Source organism: Streptomyces sp. NPDC000878, assembly GCF_053599695.1.
Window position 1 is genome coordinate 1 of record NZ_JBSFMT010000077.1, and the last position, 19,605, is coordinate 19,605.

19 protein-coding genes and 1 pseudogene are annotated in these 19,605 nt (G+C 68.1%); 4 read left to right on the forward strand and 16 right to left on the reverse strand.

The genetic code is table 11. The annotated features are described in order from the left end of the window. From ACWDR4_RS41400 to ACWDR4_RS41435, 8 genes and pseudogenes are all read right to left on the reverse strand, one after another. Positions 1–161, reverse strand: a pseudogene (locus ACWDR4_RS41400) (cobyrinate a,c-diamide synthase); the annotation flags it as partial. Continuing rightward, positions 119–412, reverse strand: a complete 294-nt coding sequence (locus tag ACWDR4_RS41405; RefSeq protein ID WP_450416252.1) for a hypothetical protein — start codon at positions 410–412, stop codon at positions 119–121. The pseudogene ACWDR4_RS41400 and the gene ACWDR4_RS41405, both read right to left, overlap by 43 nt. Continuing rightward, on the reverse strand, positions 409–1,476 hold the full coding sequence (locus ACWDR4_RS41410) for a helix-turn-helix transcriptional regulator (protein WP_450416254.1): 1,068 nt from the start codon (positions 1,474–1,476) through the stop codon (positions 409–411). The genes ACWDR4_RS41405 and ACWDR4_RS41410 overlap by 4 nt, the downstream gene beginning before the upstream one ends. 16 nt (positions 1,477–1,492) lie before the next feature. Then, a complete protein-coding gene (locus tag ACWDR4_RS41415; RefSeq protein WP_450416256.1) occupies positions 1,493–2,446 on the reverse strand; it encodes a helix-turn-helix transcriptional regulator in 954 nt (317 codons plus the stop codon). 204 nt (positions 2,447–2,650) lie between these two features. Next, positions 2,651–3,022, reverse strand: coding sequence for an FKBP-type peptidyl-prolyl cis-trans isomerase (locus ACWDR4_RS41420; RefSeq protein WP_450416257.1), 372 nt, complete (start codon positions 3,020–3,022; stop codon positions 2,651–2,653). Positions 3,023–3,158: 136 nt separating this feature from the next. Then, positions 3,159–4,166: an FKBP-type peptidyl-prolyl cis-trans isomerase gene (locus ACWDR4_RS41425; RefSeq protein ID WP_450416259.1), complete on the reverse strand. Its 1,008-nt coding sequence runs from the start codon at positions 4,164–4,166 to the stop codon at positions 3,159–3,161. A 160-nt stretch (positions 4,167–4,326) separates the two neighbouring features. Further along, positions 4,327–5,688, reverse strand: coding sequence for a Pup--protein ligase (pafA, locus tag ACWDR4_RS41430; RefSeq protein ID WP_327693768.1), 1,362 nt, complete (start codon positions 5,686–5,688; stop codon positions 4,327–4,329). 9 nt (positions 5,689–5,697) lie between these two features. Beyond that, the gene (locus tag ACWDR4_RS41435) at positions 5,698–6,957 is read right to left on the reverse strand and encodes an MFS transporter (RefSeq protein WP_450416261.1); all 1,260 of its coding nucleotides are present in this window, start codon (positions 6,955–6,957) and stop codon (positions 5,698–5,700) included. Between the two features lie 108 nt (positions 6,958–7,065). On the opposite strand from ACWDR4_RS41435, the gene ACWDR4_RS41440 reads away from it, so the two are divergent. Beyond that, a complete protein-coding gene (locus ACWDR4_RS41440; RefSeq protein ID WP_450416262.1) occupies positions 7,066–8,082 on the forward strand; it encodes a LacI family DNA-binding transcriptional regulator in 1,017 nt (338 codons plus the stop codon). Between the two features lie 76 nt (positions 8,083–8,158). On the opposite strand, the gene prcA is transcribed toward ACWDR4_RS41440, so the two are convergent. From prcA to arc, 6 genes are all read right to left on the reverse strand, one after another. Further along, positions 8,159–8,899: a proteasome subunit alpha gene (gene prcA / locus ACWDR4_RS41445; protein WP_450416264.1), complete on the reverse strand. Its 741-nt coding sequence runs from the start codon at positions 8,897–8,899 to the stop codon at positions 8,159–8,161. A 55-nt stretch (positions 8,900–8,954) separates the two neighbouring features. Continuing rightward, positions 8,955–9,800, reverse strand: coding sequence for a proteasome subunit beta (gene prcB / locus ACWDR4_RS41450; RefSeq protein WP_450416266.1), 846 nt, complete (start codon positions 9,798–9,800; stop codon positions 8,955–8,957). Further along, the gene (locus ACWDR4_RS41455; RefSeq protein ID WP_450416268.1) at positions 9,752–10,345 is read right to left on the reverse strand and encodes an endonuclease VII domain-containing protein; all 594 of its coding nucleotides are present in this window, start codon (positions 10,343–10,345) and stop codon (positions 9,752–9,754) included. The genes prcB and ACWDR4_RS41455 overlap by 49 nt, the downstream gene beginning before the upstream one ends. A gap of 32 nt (positions 10,346–10,377) precedes the next feature. Continuing rightward, a complete protein-coding gene (locus ACWDR4_RS41460; protein WP_006379817.1) occupies positions 10,378–10,593 on the reverse strand; it encodes a ubiquitin-like protein Pup in 216 nt (71 codons plus the stop codon). 155 nt (positions 10,594–10,748) lie between these two features. Then, positions 10,749–12,260 (reverse strand): depupylase/deamidase Dop, encoded by a 1,512-nt coding sequence (gene dop, locus ACWDR4_RS41465; protein ID WP_450416269.1) that lies wholly within the window; start codon positions 12,258–12,260, stop codon positions 10,749–10,751. 234 nt (positions 12,261–12,494) lie between these two features. Further along, complete coding sequence (arc, locus tag ACWDR4_RS41470; RefSeq protein WP_450416270.1) at positions 12,495–14,261, reverse strand: proteasome ATPase; 1,767 nt, start codon at positions 14,259–14,261, stop codon at positions 12,495–12,497. A gap of 253 nt (positions 14,262–14,514) precedes the next feature. On the opposite strand from arc, the gene ACWDR4_RS41475 reads away from it, so the two are divergent. Further along, positions 14,515–14,820 carry a ferredoxin gene (locus ACWDR4_RS41475; protein ID WP_450416271.1) on the forward strand — a complete coding sequence of 102 codons (306 nt, stop codon included), beginning with the start codon at positions 14,515–14,517 and terminating at the stop codon, positions 14,818–14,820. 117 nt (positions 14,821–14,937) lie between these two features. On the opposite strand, the gene ACWDR4_RS41480 is transcribed toward ACWDR4_RS41475, so the two are convergent. Beyond that, on the reverse strand, positions 14,938–15,513 hold the full coding sequence (locus ACWDR4_RS41480; protein WP_450416273.1) for a hypothetical protein: 576 nt from the start codon (positions 15,511–15,513) through the stop codon (positions 14,938–14,940). 194 nt (positions 15,514–15,707) lie between these two features. Beyond that, the gene (locus ACWDR4_RS41485) at positions 15,708–16,610 is read right to left on the reverse strand and encodes a tRNA (adenine-N1)-methyltransferase (protein ID WP_450416275.1); all 903 of its coding nucleotides are present in this window, start codon (positions 16,608–16,610) and stop codon (positions 15,708–15,710) included. A gap of 207 nt (positions 16,611–16,817) precedes the next feature. Between ACWDR4_RS41485 and ACWDR4_RS41490 the strand changes: the two genes are divergently transcribed. Both ACWDR4_RS41490 and ACWDR4_RS41495 read left to right on the forward strand, forming a co-directional pair. After that, positions 16,818–18,266 carry a glycosyltransferase family 2 protein gene (locus tag ACWDR4_RS41490; protein ID WP_450416277.1) on the forward strand — a complete coding sequence of 483 codons (1,449 nt, stop codon included), beginning with the start codon at positions 16,818–16,820 and terminating at the stop codon, positions 18,264–18,266. Positions 18,267–18,482: 216 nt separating this feature from the next. Beyond that, positions 18,483–19,415, forward strand: coding sequence for a glycoside hydrolase family 113 (locus ACWDR4_RS41495; RefSeq protein ID WP_450416278.1), 933 nt, complete (start codon positions 18,483–18,485; stop codon positions 19,413–19,415). Positions 19,416–19,605 lie beyond the last annotated feature (190 nt).

The window sequence follows — 19,605 nt, forward strand, 5'->3', positions numbered from 1 at the left end:
CCCCGTCCGGCGTTTGAGGACGAGGCCGTTCAGGCCGACAGCGGGGGTCTGGGGGCGGCAGCCCCCAGGGATGGGACGGGCAGGGGCGGCGGGGGCGAAAAAACCACCCCCCACCCCCTCAAGCCGGCCCAGCCAGCCGCAACGTCTTCACCCCACCCCCGGTGAGCAGCTCGACAACCCGCTCACCGGCAGGCTTACGCACAGTGACATCACAGTCGGGACAGGTGAAGGAGTAGAACGTGGTCCGACTACTGGCACCGATGGCCAGCCGCAGCGCACTCGCGGTCAACTCGAAGTTGCCACGACAGTCCGGGCAGGCCGCCCGGAACACCACAGGCGCCACCCTTCTCATCCCCGCGAAGGCAGCCGCAACCGTCATGTCCCGAACACCTGACATCGGAGACTCGCTCAACGCTCCTGCTCCCGTCCGTCGTACAGCCCGTCCTGAACTCCGCGCGCCCCGGATCCCCGCGCCTGCGTGCCCTGAGCGGCCGACGGGGCGTCGTACGCCACCAGCGCCTCCTGGGCCGCCTGCCGGGCACTGTCCGCGAGCCCCTGCGGCGAGACGATGCGCCCGTCACGGCCGAGCCGCAGCGCCAGCCGCCGCAGCGACGTCGGATCGGGGGTGCGCAAAGTGATACGCAGCCCGCCGTCGGGAAGCTCATCGGCGCTGTCGTGCGGGTAGTACTCGGCGACCCAGCGCCCGCCGGGCCCGACCTCGACGACCACCTCGGGGTCCTCGGCGGCAGGCTGCACCAGCCCCTCCGACAGGTCCCGCAGTTCTATCTCGGGCGGTACGGACGGCTCGTCCAGAATCTCGATCTCGGCGACCCGGTCGAGCCGAAACGTACGGCGCGCCTCGGAGCGCCGGCACCATGCCTCGACGTAGGTGTGCCCGACGCTGACCAGCCGGATCGGGTCGATCTCCCGCTCGGTGACCTCGTCGCGCGCGGGCGAGTAGTAGCGGATCCGCAGGCGGCGGCGCTCGGAGATCGCCCGGTCGACGTCCGCGAAGACCCCGCCCTCCGACTCGAAGGTCACCGACAGCCGGGTGCTGGCGCCGGCGGCCTCACCGGCGGCCGTCTCCACCTTGGCGGTGGCTCGCAGCAGCGCCTGCCGGTCGCCCTCGCGCAGCCCGGGCAGCGTGGACACCGCGCGGGCGGCGACCAGCAGCGCGGTCGCCTCGTCGGCGGCGAGCCGGAGCGGTTCGGCGGCCTCCTCGCCGAGGGCGGCAGGGTTGTGCCACCAGATCCGCTCGCCGTCGGTGTCGATGTCGAGCAGGTCGCCACCCCGGAAGCTGGTGCCGCACATGGGCAGCACGTCCAGGTCCGAGACCAGCTCGTCCTCGGTGATCCCGAACGCGCGCGCGACATCGCCGACGCGCGCACCGGGCCGCTCGCGCAGATAGGTCACCAGGGACAGCATCCGCCGCGTCTGGTCGATGGCGTTCACGGGCCTGGCCGGTTTGCCTGCCACTTGCTTGTGCTCCCCCTCAGCCCTTGGCCACTGCACGCAGCCGGTCCACCACGTCGGAGCGTAGTTCGGCCGGCTCCAGGACCACCACGTCCGGCCCGAACTCCACCAGCCAGGCGTCCAGCCCGTGCCCGTACGGAATCTCCAACTCGTCCCAGCCGTCGCCGAGTTCCCGGACCTGGGACGCCTTCGCCCGAAGGGGGTAACCGGAGCCCGTCCGCAGCCGGATCAGCGCGGACCGGTCAGCCGTCTCCCCCGCCCAGCTGGCGACGGTCTCGCGGACCGTGACGACATCGGGCACCTCGGCGGTGAACTTCGCACCCCGGCTGCGGACCTTGCCGGTGATCCGTGACAGCCGGAACACGCGTTCGGCGCTCCGGTCGCGGTCCCAGCCCGCCAGATACCAGTGACCGCGCCAGCACTCCAGCGCCCACGGCTCCACATGACGGGGCTCCGGACGGGCGGCGGTGGCCTTGCGGTAGTCGAAGAGGACCGGGCGGCGGTCCCGGCAGGCCAGCATCAGCGGTTCGAACGCGGCCTCGTGCACCGGGATGCGCGGCTCCAGGGCGCCATGGGCCTCGTACGGGTCGACGTCCTCGGGCAGTCCGGCCGCGCGCAGCTTCTGCAGCGCGCCGCTGGCCGCACCGGCGAGCCTCGCCTGCTGCCAGACCTTCGCGACCAGGCCCAGCGCGGCTGCCTCCTCGGCGTCGAGGGTGATGGGCGGCAGCCGGTTGCTGTCACGGCCGGCGCGGTAGCCGACCTCGCCGTCGAGGTTCTCCACCGTCTCGATGACCAGGCCGAGTTCGCGCAGATCGTCCTTGTCCCGCTCGAACATCCGGTTGAAGGAGTCGTCGCTGCCCGCCTCAAGGTAGGCCTCGATGGAGTCACGCAGCTCGCGTTTGCTCAGCGGCCTGCGCGTCCCGAGCAGACACAGCGCCAGATTCATCAGCCGCTCTGCCTTGGCAATGGCCATCGACGCCCTTCGCCTTCCCTATGGTGCTTACGACGGATGACCGTACCGCCCCGAAGTGGCGCGGCAAAAGCCGAGGGCCCATGCCCGGACAGGCATGGACCCCAGATGATCAAGTCCGGTCAGACCTCGCACCTGTTTCGTACGACAATCCGACCTGATCCCGATCCCATTCGACTGTCGTACGACGATCGGACCGGAGGACGGTCAGACCGCGACCAGGTCCACCACGAAGATCAGCGTCTCGCCCGGCTTGATCGCCGGCGTCGGGCTCTGGTTGCCGTAGGCGAGGTGGGCCGGGATGGTCAGCTCGCGCCGGCCACCGACCTTCATGCCCTGGACACCCTGGTCCCAGCCCTTGATGACCCGGCCGCCGCCCAGCGGGAACTTGAACGGGTTGCCCCGGTTCCAGCTGGCGTCGAACTCCTCGCCCGTGCTGAAGGCAACACCCACGTAGTGGACCGTGACGTTCTGACCCGCCACCGCTTCGGCTCCGTCGCCCTCCCAGATGTCCTTGATCTGGAGGTCCGCCGGCGGCTCGCCCTCGGGGAAGTCGATCTCGGGCTTCTCGATGCTCACGTCTCTGGCTCCTGCTGGTGAATGAACAAAGGCAACACGGACAGTCTTTCATCCCCGGCGCGACGACGCCCGCGCCAGGCCGACCTCCACGAAGGGATCACATCGAGCGGTCACCACAAGAGGTCACCACAAGGGCTCACATCTTCGCGAGGATGTCCACGGAGAACACCAGCACCGAGTCCTTCTCGATACCGCTGCCCTGCGGCGGGTTGTCGCCGTAGCCCAGGGCCGGCGGGATGGAGATCATCACGCGGCTGCCGACCTTCTTGCCCGTCAGCCCCTGCGCCCAGCCCTTGACGACCTGCGACAGCCCGAACGAGACCAGCTGGCCGTTCTTGTACGACGAGTCGAACTCCTTGCCCGTGTCCCACAGCACGCCCTTGTACTGCACGAGGACCGACTCGGTCTCCTTGACCACTTCGCCGTCGCCCTCGATGACGTAGTTCGCCACCAGCTTCGTGGGCGCGGTCGCCTTCGGGACCTCGATCGAGGGAGCCGCCCCGTCGGTGTTCGTACCGACCTTCGGCAGAGCCGCGTCGTCCTGGGCGACGACCTTGCCCTTCGCCGAACTCTTCGCGTTGAACGTGTCCTTGACGTCCACCACGAACACCAGCGTGTCGGTGCCCTTGATACCCGCCTGCGAGTTGCCGGACGTGCCGTAACCCCAGGTCGGCGGGACGGCCATCTCGACCCGGCTGCCGGCCTTCTTGCCCGTCAGCCCGTACCGCCAGCCGTCGATGATGCTGCCCTGCGCGAGCTGGATGACCAGCGCGGTCCCCCGGTCGTACGAATTGTCGAAGACCTTCGCCGAGTCCCAGACCTGGCCCAGGTAGTTCGCCACGACGTAGTCGTTCTCCACGACCGTCTTGCCGTTGCCCGCGATCAGCGTCTTCACGGCAAGGTCCTTCGACGGCTCACCGCTGCCCTTGGCCACCGTCGGCTTCTCGTCGAACTTCGCCCCCGCGGTGACCGCCGGGAGCGGACCGTCGACGATCTTCGGCGCCGGCGCGGTGGACGAACCCGACTCCGATGCCGAAGGAGACGGGCTGTCACTGGCCTTGCTCGTGTCGGACTCGTCGTCACCGCACCCGGCGAGCGTGACAAGTCCGGCAGGTACGGCAAGGAGAACTGAGCGTCGGCGCACGGTGAAAGCCTCGTATCGGTGTCGATCTTGTGTTGCTGGCGTGCGCGCAACTCTACGGCGTGAGAAGGGCGCCGTACGGGAAACGTACGGCGCCCGCGTTGCGTTCCGGAAACACACCCGGCCGCAAATCTCACATATCGGAGGCCCGTCCACCGGTGACTCACATACCGGCGATCAGCTTCTCCACCCGCTCGTCGACACTGCGGAACGGGTCCTTGCACAACACCGTGCGCTGCGCCTGGTCGTTGAGCTTCAGATGCACCCAGTCGACCGTGAAATCACGGCGCTGCTCCTGCGCCCGCCGGATGAAGTCACCGCGCAGCCGCGCGCGAGTGGTCTGCGGCGGAACCGACTTGCCCTCGAAGATCTTCAAGTCGTTGCAGATCCGGGCGGCTTGGTTCTTCCTCTCCAGCAGGTAGTAAAGACCCCGCCTGCGGTGAATGTCGTGATAGGCGAGGTCTATCTGAGCGACGCGCGGATGCGACATCGTCATATTGTGCTTGGCCCGGTACCGCTCGATGAGCTGGTACTTCATCACCCAGTCGATCTCGGTGCCGATCCGGTCCAGATCCTCGGCCTCGATGGAGTCGAGCACCCGGCCCCACAGCTCCAGCACCTGCGCGACCGTGCCCGTACGGATACCCCGTCGCTCGACGAAGTCCACGGCCTTCTCGTAGTACTCGCGCTGCACATCCAGCGCCGAGGCCTCCCGGCCGCTGGCCAGCCGCACCTTGCGACGGCCCGTGATGTCATGGCTGACCTCGCGGATCGCCCGGATCGGGTTCTCCAGGGTCAGGTCCCGCATCACCGTGCCCGCCTCGATCATGCGCAGCACGAGGTCGGTGGCACCGACCTTGAGGAGCATCGTCGTCTCGGACATGTTCGAGTCACCGACGATGACATGCAGCCGACGGTAACGCTCGGCGTCCGCGTGCGGTTCGTCACGCGTGTTGATGATCGGCCTGGACCGGGTCGTCGCCGAGGAGACGCCCTCCCAGATGTGCTCGGCCCGCTGACTCACGCAGTAGACAGCACCACGCGGAGTCTGCAGCACCTTGCCCGCACCGCACAGAAGCTGGCGGGTGACAAGGAACGGAATGAGGATGTCCGCGAGCCGGGAGAACTCCCCGTGCCGGGCCACCAGATAGTTCTCGTGGCAACCGTAAGAGTTGCCCGCCGAGTCCGTGTTGTTCTTGAAGAGGTAGACGTCGCCCGCGATTCCTTCCTCGTGCAGGCGTCGTTCGGCGTCCACCAGGAGTCCCTCGAGAATGCGCTCGCCGGCCTTGTCGTGGGTGACGAGTTCCGTCACGTTGTCACATTCCGGCGTTGCGTATTCCGGATGTGATCCCACGTCAAGATAGAGGCGGGCGCCGTTTCGCAGAAAGACATTGCTGCTGCGGCCCCATGACACGACACGGCGGAAGAGGTACCGAGCCACCTCGTCGGGAGACAGACGCCGCTGTCCCCTGAACGTACACGTGACGCCGTACTCGTTCTCCAGCCCGAAAATGCGGCGGTCCATGACTGAACATTACGCCCGATCCCCCGAGCTGAAACGGGATCCGGCAGCACGGTTTGGATCATTTTCCGATGAGACCGCAACCACCGCACCCCCAGCGGGCACCGCCAGCACCCGCCCGGTGACCAGCAGAACCAGCAACGACACGGCCCCCGCACCCCCCGGCACGACGAACCCCCACAGCGTTCCGCCCCACTCCACGACCGGCCCCGCGAGGCCCGTCCCCAGCGACGCACCCACGGTGAACGTCGTCACAAGCCAGGAAAAAGCCTCGGTGACCGTCCCCCGCGGAGCATGCCGGTCCACCAGCACGAACACACATGCGAGAGCCGGCGCCAGGAACACTCCGGCCAGCACCATCAGCAACGTCATCGCCACCGCACCCGGCATCAGCGTCAACGGCAGGTAACTCACCGCCAGCAGCCCCACCAGCACCGTCAGCCGCCGCTCCGCCGGCCCGCTCCACTGCCGCGCCCCGTACACCGACCCGCCGAGCAGCGCACCCAGCCCGATGGCCGCCATCAGCCAGCCGTACACCGTGTCACCACCGTTGTCGTCCGCGTACGCCACCGAGGCCACCGTGATCGACCCCAGCGCGATCCCCACGAACAGGAACGCCCCCAGCATCGCCAGCAGCCCCGGCGAACGCAGCGCACCCAGCCAGTGCGCCTCGCGCGGCGCCGAACGCCACGCGCGCGAGGGCGGCGACAGCACCACGGACAGCGCCCCCAGGACCCCGATCACGTTCAGCACGAGCAGCGCGGCCTGCGCCGACCACAGCGACGCGCACAGCGTCACCAGCAACGGCCCCACGGTGAACATCACTTCCTGCGCCACCGCGTCCATCGCGTACGCCGTGTGCACCTGGCCCTCCTTACGGAGGACAGAGGGCCACAGCGCCCGCAGACCGCCCTCCAATGGAGGCGTGAAAAGCCCGGCGACCGCCACCGCGGCATACGCGAGCGGCAGCGGATCGGTGCCCGCGAACGCGAACACCCCCATGCCGAACGCCGACACGAGCGCGCCCGACAACTGGATCCGCGGCTGCCCGTACAGGTCCACCAGGCGCCCCAGCAGCGGCTGCCCCACGGCGTTCGCCACCCCGTACGCCGCCGCGAGCCCGCCGGCGAGGCTGTAGGTACCGCCCTCGGCCCGCACGAACAGCACGATCGCGATCGCCGCCGTGGCGTTCGGCAACCGGCCCACCAGGGTGCCCACGAGCAGCCGCACCGCGTGCCGCGCCCTGAGGATCTCCAGGTATCCCGACGCCATGACCAGCCCTTCCCGTCAACCGCGACGCCGGAGGTTGTACGTATAACGTCGCCTGCCATACGTACCATGTGCGCTGTCCGCACGTCCACACGAAGGAGCAGGCCCACGGTGGCACGAGGTAGCACCCGACCCACCAGCCGTGACGTCGCCCAGGCCGCGGGCGTCTCCCAGGCCGCCGTCTCCCTCGTCCTCGGCGACAAGTGGCGCGGACGCGTCTCCGAGACCACCGCCGAACGCGTACGAGAAGCCGCCCGCGAACTCGGCTACCGCCCCAACCTCGCCGCCCGCAACCTCCGCCTCGGCCACACCCGCACCGTCCTCCTCGTCGTCCCCGCCCTCACAACCGAGTTCTTCGCCGGCGTCTACACCGGAGCCGCCCGCATCGCCGCCGAACACGGCTTCGGCGTCGTCCTCTACCCCTCCCCCGAAGGCATCGGCCCCGCCCGCGACCCCTTCCACTCCGCCCGGGCCGCCCTCGACGGCGTCCTCGCCTCCTCCATGGCCGCCGACGCCCTCACCGCCATCCGCGGCGACCAACTCCCCCTCGTCATGCTCGACAGCGACCCCCACGGCAGCCTCGGCGCCGCCACCGTCAACCTCGACATCGCCGACGGCGTACGCCAGGTCGCCGACCACCTCCTCGCCCTCGGCCACCGCCACTTCCTCCACCTCGCCGCCGACATCCCCTCCTGGACCTTCGCCGTACGCGCCCACGAACTCGCCACACGCCTCGCCACCGTCCCCGACACACGCGTACGCACCATCCACGCCCCCATCTCCATCGAGGGCGCCCAGCAGGCCACCACAGCCGCCCTGACCGCCCCCGGGCCCCACCCCACCGCCCTCGTCTGCGACGACGACAAACTCGCCGCCGGCGCCTACAAGGCCATCCGCCGCCTCGGCCTGCGCATCCCCGACGACCTCTCCGTCACCGGCCTCGACGACCTCGCCCTCGCCACCGCCATCGACCCCGAGCTGACGACCGTACGACTCGACGCCGAACTCTTCGGCGAACGCGGCATGCAAGCCCTCCTCGCCGTCCTCGACGGCCGCACCCCCACCCAGGGCGACATCCCCGTCCAACTCGTCGTACGAGACTCCACAGCACCGCCCCGCAGCCCTTGAACCCCCACCAACGCCCGCACCCCGGCCGCCAAAGGCAACCGGGGTGCGAACCAACAAAGAAGAACGAGGGCGGCGACTACTCCTCCTCGGCGGCGCTCTCCGCCTCCGTGGACGCCCCGTCGGCCTCCAGCAACCGACCCAGCTGACGACCGACGATCCGCTTGAACTTCCGCTTCTGAGGACGCGTACGATCCAGCACCGCCACCTCCAGCCGCTCCGCCGGAATCTCCCGCTCGGTACCGTTCGTATCCCGCGACAGCGCCTGAACCGCCAACTTCAGCGCCTCGGCCAACGAGAACCCGTCCTGATGACGCTGATCCAGATAACTGCTGATCTGCTCGGCATTACCACCGACCGCCACCGAACCATGCTCATCGACGATCGACCCGTCATGAGGCAGCCGATAGATCTGGTCACCGTCCGGGGTCTCCCCCACCTCGGCCACCACCAGCTCGACCTCGTACGGCTTCTCCGCCGCCGACGAGAAGATCGTGCCCAACGTCTGCGCGTACACGTTCGCCAGACCACGAGCCGTCACATCGGCACGGTCGTACGTGTACCCACGCATATCGGCATACCGCACACCACCGATCCGCAGGTTCTCGTACTCGTTGTACTTGCCGGCAGCCGCGAAGCCGATCCGGTCATAGATCTCGCTGAACTTGTGCAGCGCACGGGACGGGTTCTCGCCGACGAACACGATGCCATCGGCATACTGCAGCACAACCAGGCTGCGACCACGCGCGATGCCCTTACGGGCGTACTCCGCCCGGTCGGCCATCGCCTGCTGGGGTGAGACATAGAACGGCGTCGACACCGGTTAACCGTCCCTTTCTGTCGAAGTCACTGGACCACCTGAACAAGAAGAGGCACTACAGCAGCGCGGCACGCGGGCCGTCGGGCTGCTCAAGACGCCGCTCCAGAATCGAACGGGCGATCTCGGCGCCTTCCTCGTCCGTCAACCTGCGGAAACCGTCCTCGGTGATCACAGTGACAATCGGGTAGATCCGGCGCGCGACATCAGGACCACCGGTCGCCGAATCGTCGTCCGCCGCGTCGTACAACGCCTGGATGACCAGCGTCGTCGCATCCGCCTCAGTCAGATCACGGCGATACAGCTTCTTCATCGCACCACGCGCGAAGATCGACCCCGACCCGGTCGCGGCATACCCCTGCTCCTCGGAACGCCCACCCGTCACGTCGTACGAGAAGATGCGCCCCTTCCCCCGGTCCACATCGAACCCGGCGAACAGCGGCACCACGGCAAGACCCTGCATGGCCATACCGAGGTTCGAACGAATCATGGTGGACAGCCGGTTCGCCTTGCCCTCCAGCGAGAGCTGCGCACCCTCCACCTTCTCGAAGTGCTCCAACTCGAGCTGGAACAACTTGACCATCTCGACGGCGAGACCGGCGGTGCCGGCGATCCCGACGGCCGAGTACTCATCGGCCGGGAACACCTTCTCGATGTCCCGCTGCGCGATGACGTTCCCCATGGTCGCCCGCCGGTCACCGGCAAGCACGACACCACCCGGGAAGGTGACAGCCACGATGGTGGTGCCGTGCGGCGCCTCGATCGCGCCCTGGGTGGGCGGCAGCTGCCGCTTGCCCGGAAGCATCTCCGGCTGATGGTCGGACAGGAAGTCCATGAAGGACGACGACCCAGGCGTCAGGAAGGCAGCCGGTAGACGCCCGGTGCTACGAGTGTTGGCTTCCACGGGGATCCTTCCAAGTAGGCGGCAGCCCGACGAACAGCGTCGGGATCATCTCCCAACTTGCCGATGGCCGAATTGCAGTTGAAGCACAGTACGCCACGGACCCTACCCGTCTCGTGGCAGTGATCCACATGAATGGCAGGAGCTTTCAGGCAGATCACGCAGAGCCCCATTTGAGAGGCGACCATCTCGTCACGCTCGGCCACCGTCATGCCGTAGTGGCGCTTCAGATGCCCTGCACGGCCCTTGCTTGCCAGGCAGGCTCCGCAACTCGTCGAAAGACCGTCGGAGGCTGTTGCATTGCGATGCCACTCACTGTGCGGCTTGACCTCACCACAGCTCCGACAGAACTTGTGACCCTCCGGCGTCTCCACACGGGGCCGTACATTCTTTCCCTTCGCCAGCTGCCGGGTCTGGTGATATTGCGCCCAGCACTCTCGGCAGTAGGCCTGCAACCCGTCACGGGCCGCCTTGTTGCTGGCGAAGGCTGCTCGCGGCTTTGATTCCCTGCACCGCGAGCAACGCTTCAAGCCCTCTTCGCTTGCCAAGCTAAGCGCCCCCGGAGCCTTTGATTCGAAGGCTACTCGCCGCCCTTCTGAACGAAACTTCGAACGAAGTCCTCCGCATTCTCCTCGAGGACATCGTCAATCTCGTCCAGGACGGAGTCCACGTCGTCGCTCAGCTTCTCCTGGCGCTCCTTGAGGTCTTCGGATACCTGTGCCTCAGGTGCCTCCTCGACCTCCTCGGTGCTGCGCGTCGCCTTCTGCTGTCCGCCGCCGGTGTCCTTGGTCGCCATAACCCTCACCCCGCTCGGTTCGACGTTCTTGATCAGACCCTACAAGCAGGGTCCGACATTGGCCCCGCTGTTGCTACAACGTCCGGGAACCACCTCGATGATTCCCGGACGCCACACTTTCCACCCTGCCCGGGCGTCCCGGCCCCAACACCTACTCAGTGGCCCGACAGGACCCTGACCAGGTCTTCTGCCGTGCGGCAGCGGTCCAGGAGCTCTTTCACGTGATTACGCGTTCCGCGAAGCGGCTCAAGGGTTGGGACGCGCTGGAGCGAATCCCGGCCCGGCAGATCGAAGATCACCGAGTCCCAGGAGGCCGCCGCGACGTCGTCCGCGTACTGCTCCAGGCAGCGTCCGCGGAAGTAGGCGCGCGTGTCCTCCGGGGGCTTCGTACGGGCCCTCTCGACCTCGTCCTCGTCCAGCAGGCGCTTGATACGGCCACGGGCCACCAGGCGGTTGTAAAGGCCCTTCTCGGCCCGTACGTCCGCGTACTGGAGGTCGACCAGGTGCAGCCTGGCGGCGTCCCAGTCGAGGTCGTCGCGGCGGCGGTAGCCCTCCATGAGTTCTCGTTTGGCGACCCAGTCGAGTTCGCCGGCAAGGCTCATGGGGTCGTTCTCCAGGCGGTTCAGGGTGTCTTCCCAGCGGGCCAGGACGTCCTTGGTCTGGTCGTCCGCGTCGGCCCCGTACCGCTCCTCCACGTACTTGCGCGACAGCTCGAAGTACTCCATCTGGAGTTGTACGGCGGTCAGTGTGCGGCCGCTGCGGAGCGTGACCAGGCGCTTGAGCGTCGGGTCGTGGGACACCTGGTGGAGCGTGCGGACCGGCTGGTCCACGGCCAGGTCGACCGCGATGAAGCCGTCCTCGATCATGGACAGGACCAACGCCGTCGTGCCCAGTTTCAGGTAGGTCGAGATCTCGGAGAGGTTCGCGTCGCCGATGATCACGTGGAGGCGGCGGTATTTCTCCGCGTCCGCGTGGGGCTCGTCCCGGGTGTTGATGATCGGGCGCTTCAGCGTCGTCTCCAGGCCTACCTCTACCTCGAAGTAGTCCGCGCGCTGGCTCAGCTGGAAGCCGTGTTCGTGGCCGTCCTGGCCGATGCCGACGCGGCCTGCGCCGGTGACGACCTGGCGGGAGACGAAGAACGGCGTGAGGTGGCGCACGATGTCCGAGAAGGGGGTCTCCCGCTTCATCAGGTAGTTCTCGTGCGTGCCGTAGGAGGCGCCCTTGTTGTCGGTGTTGTTCTTGTAGAGGTGGATCGGCTGGGCGCCGGGGAGCTGCGCGGCGCGTTCGGCGGCTTCGGCCATGATGCGTTCGCCGGCCTTGTCCCAGAGGACGGCGTCGCGGGGGTTGGTGACTTCGGGGGAGCTGTATTCGGGGTGTGCGTGGTCGACGTACAGTCGCGCGCCGTTGGTGAGGATGACATTGGCGAGACCGATGTCCTCGTCGGTGAGCTGACTGGAGTCGGCGGCCTCGCGGGCGAGGTCGAAGCCCCGCGCGTCCCGCAGCGGGTTCTCCTCCTCGAAGTCCCAGCGGGCCCGCCGCGCCCGGTGCATCGCCGCCGCGTAGGCGTTGACGATCTGGGACGAGGTGAGCATGGCATTGGCGTTGGGGTGGCCGGGGACGGAGATCCCGTACTCCGTCTCGATGCCCATTACTCGCCGTACGGTCATGCGGCCCTCCTTGCCCGGCGGTGTCCTCGGTCGGGGACGCCGCTCAAGTACCGCTGGCGCTCCGGTGCGTGTGCGGTGCCCGTCCCCGCACTGCGCGCCTCGGCGGTACGAAAGAGCCTAGAACGCCTTTGCGCTGGTGGGGAGATCATTTGCGTCATTGCCTTGCTCCGGCTGTGGCCTGAAAAACAGTTGGCTGCGGGTACCCGGTGAGGGCACCCGCAGCCACCCCGTCTTTTACAGGTATTGACCGGTGTTGGCCACCGTGTCGATGGAGCGCCCGGTGTCTGCGCCCTGCTTTCCGGTGATGAGCGTACGGATGTAGACGATCCGTTCGCCCTTCTTTCCGGAGATCCGGGCCCAGTCGTCGGGGTTGGTGGTGTTGGGGAGGTCCTCGTTCTCCTTGAACTCGTCCACGCATGCCTGGAGGAGGTGGGAGACGCGGATGCCCTTCTGCTTGTGGTCGAGGAAGTCCTTGATCGCCATCTTCTTGGCCCGGCCCACGATGTTCTCGATCATGGCGCCGGAGTTGAAGTCCTTGAAGTAGAGGACTTCCTTGTCACCGTTGGCGTAGGTGACCTCCAGGAAGCGGTTCTCCTCGGATTCCGTGTACATGTGCTCCACGGCGGTCTGGATCATGCTCTGGACCGTGGCGCCCTTGTCGCCGCCGTGCTCCCCCACGTCCTCGGGGTGCAGCGGGAGGCGGTCGGTGAGGTACTTCTGGAAGATGTCCTTGGCGGATTCGGCGTCCGGACGTTCGATCTTGATCTTCACGTCGAGGCGGCCGGGGCGCAGGATGGCGGGGTCGATCATGTCCTCACGGTTGGAGGCGCCGATGACGACCACGTTCTGCAGGCCTTCCACGCCGTCGATCTCGGCGAGGAGCTGGGGGACGATGGTGTTCTCCACGTCCGAGCTGACGCCGGATCCGCGGGTGCGGAAGAGGGATTCCATCTCGTCGAAGAAGACGATGACGGGGGTGCCCTCGCTGGCCTTCTCACGAGCGCGCTGGAAGACGAGGCGGATCTGCCGCTCGGTCTCGCCGACGTACTTGTTGAGGAGTTCGGGGCCCTTGATGTTGAGGAAGAAGCTCTTGCCGGTGGCCTGGCCGGTGACTTCGGCGACCTTTTTGGCCAGCGAGTTGGCGACGGCCTTGGCGATGAGTGTCTTTCCGCATCCGGGGGGCCCGTAGAGCAGGACGCCCTTGGGCGGCCTGAGTTCGTGCTCCTTGAAGAGGTCGGGGTGGAGGTACGGGAGTTCGACCGCGTCGCGGATCATCTCGATCTGGTTGCCCAGGCCGCCGATCTGCTCGTAGCCGATGTCGGGTACCTCTTCGAGGACCAGTTCCTCGACCTCGCTCTTCGGTACGACTTCGTAGACGTACCCGGATCGGGGTTCGAGCAGGAGGGCGTCGCCGGGGCGGATGACGACGTCCAGGAGGGGCTCGGCGAGCCGTACCACCCGTTCCTCGTCGGTGTGCCCCTGTACCAGGGCGCGCTCGCCGTCCTCGAGGATCTCCTTGAGGGTGACGATGTCGCCGACGCTCTCGTACTCCATGGCCTCGACCACGTTGAGAGCTTCGTTGAGCATCACTTCCTGGCCGCGTCGTAGCACTTCGAGCTCGACGCTGGGGCTGACGTTCACGCGGAGTTTGCGGCCTCCGGTGAAGATGTCGGCCGTGCCGTCCTCGTTGGCGACCAGGAAGACACCGAAGCCGGCCGGGGGCTGTGCGAGCCGGTCGACTTCCTCCTTGAGGGCCACGATCTGGTCGCGGGCCTCTCGGAGTGTGTTGGCGAGCCGCTCGTTCTGTGCGGACACGCCGGCCAGGTTTGTCTGCAGCTCGACGATCCGCTCTTCGAGAATCCTCGTGTGTCGCGGAGAGTCGGCGAGCTTGCGCCGCAGGACGGCGATCTCCTGCTCAAGGTAGGCAATCTGCCCGGACGGGTCGTCGGACCCTCGTCCCGGGCGGATGCCGCGGTTCATGTCGTCGTCGTGGGCTGCCACGGTCCTCACCTCCTCCAAGGGGAGCTGGACGCTTCCAGACCCTACCTGGGTGGGTGTCGATTGAAACCCCTAGATCACAAAGACTGTCGAGGTGTGTCCGATCTTCACCCTTGCGCTCTCCCTCACGCCAGGGGAATACCCACAGAACGTGGTTGGGAAGCGGCCGGAGGTAGGGTCGAAGTGTTCAACACCCGCCAGAGCTGGGCCGACTTGCCGTCGGATTGTCTTGCTCGGGGCAGAAACGGCAGGAGATATGACCGTGCAGGAGGAGGCCGGGACAGGCGCCGAGGCGTTGGAGGTCTGGATCGATCAGGACCTGTGTACGGGGGACGGGATCTGCGTCCAGTACGCGCCTGAGGTCTTCGAGCTGGACATCGACGGGCTGGCGTACGTGAAGAGCCCCGGGGACGAGTTGTTGCAGGCCCCGGGGGCGACGACGCCGGTTCCGCTGCCGTTGCTGACCGATGTGGTGGACTCCGCGAAGGAGTGTCCGGGCGACTGTATTCACGTACGTCGAGTTTCGGACAGGGTCGAGGTTTTCGGCCCGGACGCGGAGTGATCGTCCGACCACTCCGCGCCACCGTCGGCTGATTCTCGTAATGCCCCTGTCTGATTTCTCACACGGTGTTCGCCGTACGTACGTTCCGTGGCCGCCTGCCGGTCGGCCGGCGGGTGTTCACACGCTCTGTGCGCTGGCGGGTGTCGAGCGGAGGAACGCGCCGTTCTTCCACTGCCACTTGGCGCGCTCGTCGACGTCCGGGCAGCATCTGGGGACGTCGAGGGACGAGTAGCCGAGGAGTGTGGCCGTGACGGCGCCGGCACTGACGGTGAGGTCGGTGACGGTGAGGCGGTCCTTGGGGTCGACGAGGGTCGCGACGAGGCGGGGCTGCTCGGCGTCGGCCGCCTGGGTGAGGACGTACACGCCGTTGGGCGGGGTGCCGGAACCGGCGTCGCAGCGTACGGAGGCGACCGTTTCGGGTCTGCCGTCGCCGTCGAGGTCTCCGGTGGCCTTTTCCTGGACGAGGATCGGGAGGGGGCCGCACTGGAGGGGGAAGTCGACGCCGGTGGGGTCGGGGGGTGCCACGGCTGCGGCGGGCTTTCCTCCGGGGCCGGCTGCCTGGGCCGCGGTGGCGGAGTCCGGCTGGAGGGCCGAGGAGAGGGCGACGACTCCGGCGAGGGCGGTGGCCGTGGCGAGCCAGTGGATGGGGCGGGTGTGCGTGTGTGCCAGTTCCGGGACGGCGGAGTGCTGCACTCGGAGTGTCTCCCGTGGAGGGCTGTACCGGTGGGGTGTCCCGCATAGTGCCACACGTCACAGTGCGAGGGAACGGCGGGGTGCGTGGGTCCGGTGTCGGCACTGGTGCTGTTGTGGCGTCAACTGGAGAGCGGTGTGGCCGAGTTCCCGGTGTACTGCGGGAACTCGGCCACGGTGTTCGTGCGTTGACGCGGTCAGCGGCCGTTGCCGCCGTCGGCGTTGGGGCCGGAGTAGTCCTCGCCGTAGGAGCCCTTGGAGGGGCGGCGGCGGCGGACGGGGGGCTCGACGCCGTCGGCGAGGCGGCGGGCGGTGAGCAGGAAGCCGGTGTGGCCGATCATGCGGTGGTCCGGACGGACGGCGAGGCCCTCGATGTGCCAGTTGCGGACCATCGATTCCCAGGCGCTCGGCTCGTTGAAGCAGCCGATCTCGCGGATGGACTCGACGGTCCGGGCGAGCTGGGTGGTGGTCGCCACGTAGCAGCAGACGATGCCGCCGGGGACGAGGGCCTTGGAGACGGCCTCCAGGCATTCCCAGGGGGCGAGCATGTCGAGGACGACGCGGTCGACGTCGGTGTCGCTGAGGTTGTCCTGGAGGTCGCCGACGGTGAGCTGCCAGGCGGGGTGGGGGCCGCCGAAGTAGCGTTCCACGTTCTGCTGGGCGATCTCGGCGAAGTCCTCGCGGCGCTCGTAGGAGTGCAGCATGCCCTGGTCGCCGATGGCGCGCAGCAGGAAGCTGCTGAGTGAGCCGGAGCCCACGCCGGCTTCCACGACGCGTGCGCCGGGGAAGATGTCGGCGAAGGCCAGGATCTGCCCCGCGTCCTTGGGGTAGACCACGGCGGCGCCGCGGGGCATGGACAGGACGTAGTCGGGGAGCAGGGGGCGCAGCGCGAGGTAGGCGACGTTTCCGGTGGTGCGGACAACGCTGCCCTCGGGTGCGCCGATCAGCTCGTCGTGCGGGAAGGAACCCTTGTGGGTGTGGAAGTTCTTTCCGGCTTCGAGCGTGAACGTGTAGTGGCGGCCCTTGGGGTCGGTCAGCTGTACCTGGTCCCCGACCTTGAAGGGCCCGCGCCTGCGGGCGGCACCGGTCGGTTCGGACATGTGAACAGCCTACTGGTGTTGGCGGGGGCCGCCGACCATCGCGTCGGTGGATGAGGGACCGGGGTCGGGTGTCCTGTGCTGTGACAGGAATCATCTTCACAAAATCCACAATCGGCGTGCATGGTTCCGCTTAGCGCTTCGAGGGTGCTTCGGGGGTGTTCCGGCCCTTGGTGATGATTCTTTCTTTACGTACACAAGTGGGTGATCATGGCCACCTCCGCCGACGGCGTCGACGTCTTCCCGTCCCGCCGTACCGCGCGGATGGTGCGGCGTCAGGCGGTGTGGAAGCCGGGCTTCCTGCCGTTCCTGGTCACCGCGGGTCTCGCCTACGTCTTCTCCTCCGCGTTGTACTCCCCCAGGCAGACTCTGATGGGCTGGGTGGTGACCGTCCTGTGGACGCTGCCCGTCGTCAGTTCGCTCGTCGGTGTCACCGGTGCCGTGCTGACCCGGCGCCGTATCGCGCGTCAGCGGGGCTGGGCCGGTGCGGCTCCGGCGCTGCACGACCGGCTCGTCGTGCTCGTGCCGACCATTGGACGGCACGACACGTATCCGGCGCTGGAGCGGTCGGTGCTGTCGTACTGCGCGTTCCTGCCGGGCTGGTTTCCCGCGCTGCGTATCGACGTCCTGACGGAGGAGGGCTGTGAGGCGGCCGAGCGCATCGACGCCCTGGCGGCCCGCAGCCCGCTGATTCGCGTGGTCACCGTGCCGAAGGCCTATCGCACACCCAATGGCACCCGTTTCAAGGCGCGCGCGAACCACTACGCCCATGAGCTGCGCATCGCCGAGGGTGAGGCCCTGGACGACGTGTGGGTGCTGCACATGGACGACGACACCGGGGTCGGTCCCGACACGGCCGAGCAGGTCGCCCGGTTCATCAACGCCCAGCGGCGCGCGGGTCCCGACGGAAAGCATCTGGCGCAGGGGATGCTGACGTATCCGCGGGAGAACGCGGTGAACCGGCTGACGTGGCTGGCCGACGCGATACGTCCCGCCGACGACATCGCCCGCTTCGCCGTCCTCACCGGCGGCGGTACCCCGCTGGCCGGGCTGCACGGCGAGCTGCTGCTGCTCCGTGCGTCGATCGAGGCCACGATCGGCTGGGACTTCGGGCCTGACTCCATCTGCGAGGACGCTCATCTGGCCCTGGTCTTCGCCAGCCGTTACAAGGGGCGCAGCGACTGGTTCTCCGGCCGCAGTTACGGGGCGTCCCCGGCGACCATGCGGGACTTCCTGAAGCAGCGGGAGCGCTGGTCGTGGGGTCTGGTGGGGCTGGCCTTCAACCGGAGTCTGCCGCGCCGTTCGAGGGCGCTGCTCATGTACAGCGTGACGACGTGGGTGATGGGGCCGTTCCAGCATGTCGGGGTCGTCCTGGCGGTGGGCGCGCTGCTCGGCGACCTCAACACCTCGCCGGTCACGCCGTGGATCCTGCCGCTGTGGGCGGTGACCATGGGGTACGCGGTGTGGATGTACTGGGAGGGCCTGAAGATCAACGCCTCGGTGTCGGCCAACGGCCGTCGGCTGTGGTGGGAGCCGATGGCGGTGGTCGCTCTGATGCCGTTCTTCGCGTTGTGGGAGGCGGCCGGTTCGTTCCGGGGGCTGCTGCGGTGTCTGCGGGGCGTGGAGAACCAGTTCGTCGTGATCGCGAAGCCGGCCTGAGGGATGCGTACACGTCTTCGGGGTCTGCGTGGCCTCGCTCTCCTCTCCCTCCCCGCCCTTCTGTTCACGAGTGGGTGCGTCTCGTTGGGAGCCGGTGCTCCGGAGCCGACCACACCGTCCGCATCGGCGTCAGCGTCCGCGTCGGCGGCCGAGACCCCTGCTCCGGCGCGGGTCGCCCGGCCCTGGCGGCGTGGGGACCCTCAGCTCGGGGCGCAGGTGCTCTGGTACACGTACCCGGGCGAGACGGACGCGTCCGTGCGGGCCGACTCGCTGCGGCTGGTGAACTACATGGTCGGCAAGGACATGAACGCGGTCTCGGTGACGTTTCCGTTCGCGACCGCCGGGCCCACGGCGAGCCGGGTCGGTGCCTCGGCCGAGACGCCCTCGGTACGGCATCTGGGGATGCTCCTGGACACCGCGGCGGCGGCCGGGCTGCGGATCACCGTGCGTCCGCTTCTCGACGAGCGGAGCCTGGTGGCCCGGGATCCCCTGGCCTGGCGCGGGTCGCTCGCCCCGGCGGACCGGGCGGCCTGGTTCCGGTCGTACGAGGCTTTCCTGGCGCCGTATCTCACGCTCGCGGCCCGGCATCACGCGAGCACGTTCGTCGTCGGGGCGGAGCTGACCTCGCTGGAGGACGATCCGCGCTGGCGTTCGCTGATCGCCACCGCGCGCAGGTCGTTCACCGGTGAACTGTCCTACGACGCCAACTGGGACGACTACGTCTCCCGGCATGTCCCCGTGCCCGTCGAACACCTGGGCGTGGACGCCTACTTCCCCCTCCCCCGGCTCGGCGACGACGCCTCCGTCGCGGAGATCGCCGAGGGCTGGCAGCGCTGGCTGGACCGCAAGAGCACCGGGAAGCTGCCCCGGATCGTGCTGAGCGAGGTCGGCATCATCGCCGAGGACGGCGCCTATCGGCACCCGGCCGTCTGGAAGGGCGAGGGGAAGCTCAACCAGACGGTGCAGCAACGCTGGTTCGCGGCGGCCTGTCAGGTCGCCCGGGACCGGGACATGGCCGGCCTGTACTGGTGGAACCTCGACTTCCACGCCGACCCCGCGGCGGGAGCCGACGCCGTCTCCCGCGCCTCCTTCCTCGGGCGCCCGGCCGAGGCCGTTGTCGCCTCCTGCTTCCGGGACTGGCCGCGATGAACGAAGAGCGCTTCTGGGGCGAGTACGGTTCCCGTCCCCATCCGTCGGCGGAAGGGGCGCCAACCAAAGGGGCTCCAGATGACACCGTGCCTCTTCAGACCGCCGGGAGGCCCCGGAGTGTCGGGGCGGGACGGATCGCGGATCTGCATCCGGTCGTCCGGCCGGAGCCGGGCAACGACGTGACACCGGC

Excerpts from the sequence above, each read along its gene's own strand:
- ACWDR4_RS41415 (WP_450416256.1), bottom strand. The coding sequence starts at position 2,446 with ATGGCCATTGCCAAGGCAGAGCGGCTGATGAATCTGGCGCTGTGTCTG.
- pafA (WP_327693768.1), bottom strand. The coding sequence starts at position 5,688 with ATGGACCGCCGCATTTTCGGGCTGGAGAACGAGTACGGCGTCACGTGT.
- ACWDR4_RS41435 (WP_450416261.1), bottom strand. The coding sequence starts at position 6,957 with ATGGCGTCGGGATACCTGGAGATCCTCAGGGCGCGGCACGCGGTGCGG.
- ACWDR4_RS41460 (WP_006379817.1), bottom strand. The coding sequence starts at position 10,593 with ATGGCGACCAAGGACACCGGCGGCGGACAGCAGAAGGCGACGCGCAGC.
- dop (WP_450416269.1), bottom strand. The coding sequence starts at position 12,260 with ATGACCGTACGGCGAGTAATGGGCATCGAGACGGAGTACGGGATCTCC.
- ACWDR4_RS41475 (WP_450416271.1), top strand. The coding sequence starts at position 14,515 with ATGACCGTGCAGGAGGAGGCCGGGACAGGCGCCGAGGCGTTGGAGGTC.
- ACWDR4_RS41485 (WP_450416275.1), bottom strand. The coding sequence starts at position 16,610 with ATGTCCGAACCGACCGGTGCCGCCCGCAGGCGCGGGCCCTTCAAGGTC.
- ACWDR4_RS41490 (WP_450416277.1), top strand. The coding sequence starts at position 16,818 with ATGGCCACCTCCGCCGACGGCGTCGACGTCTTCCCGTCCCGCCGTACC.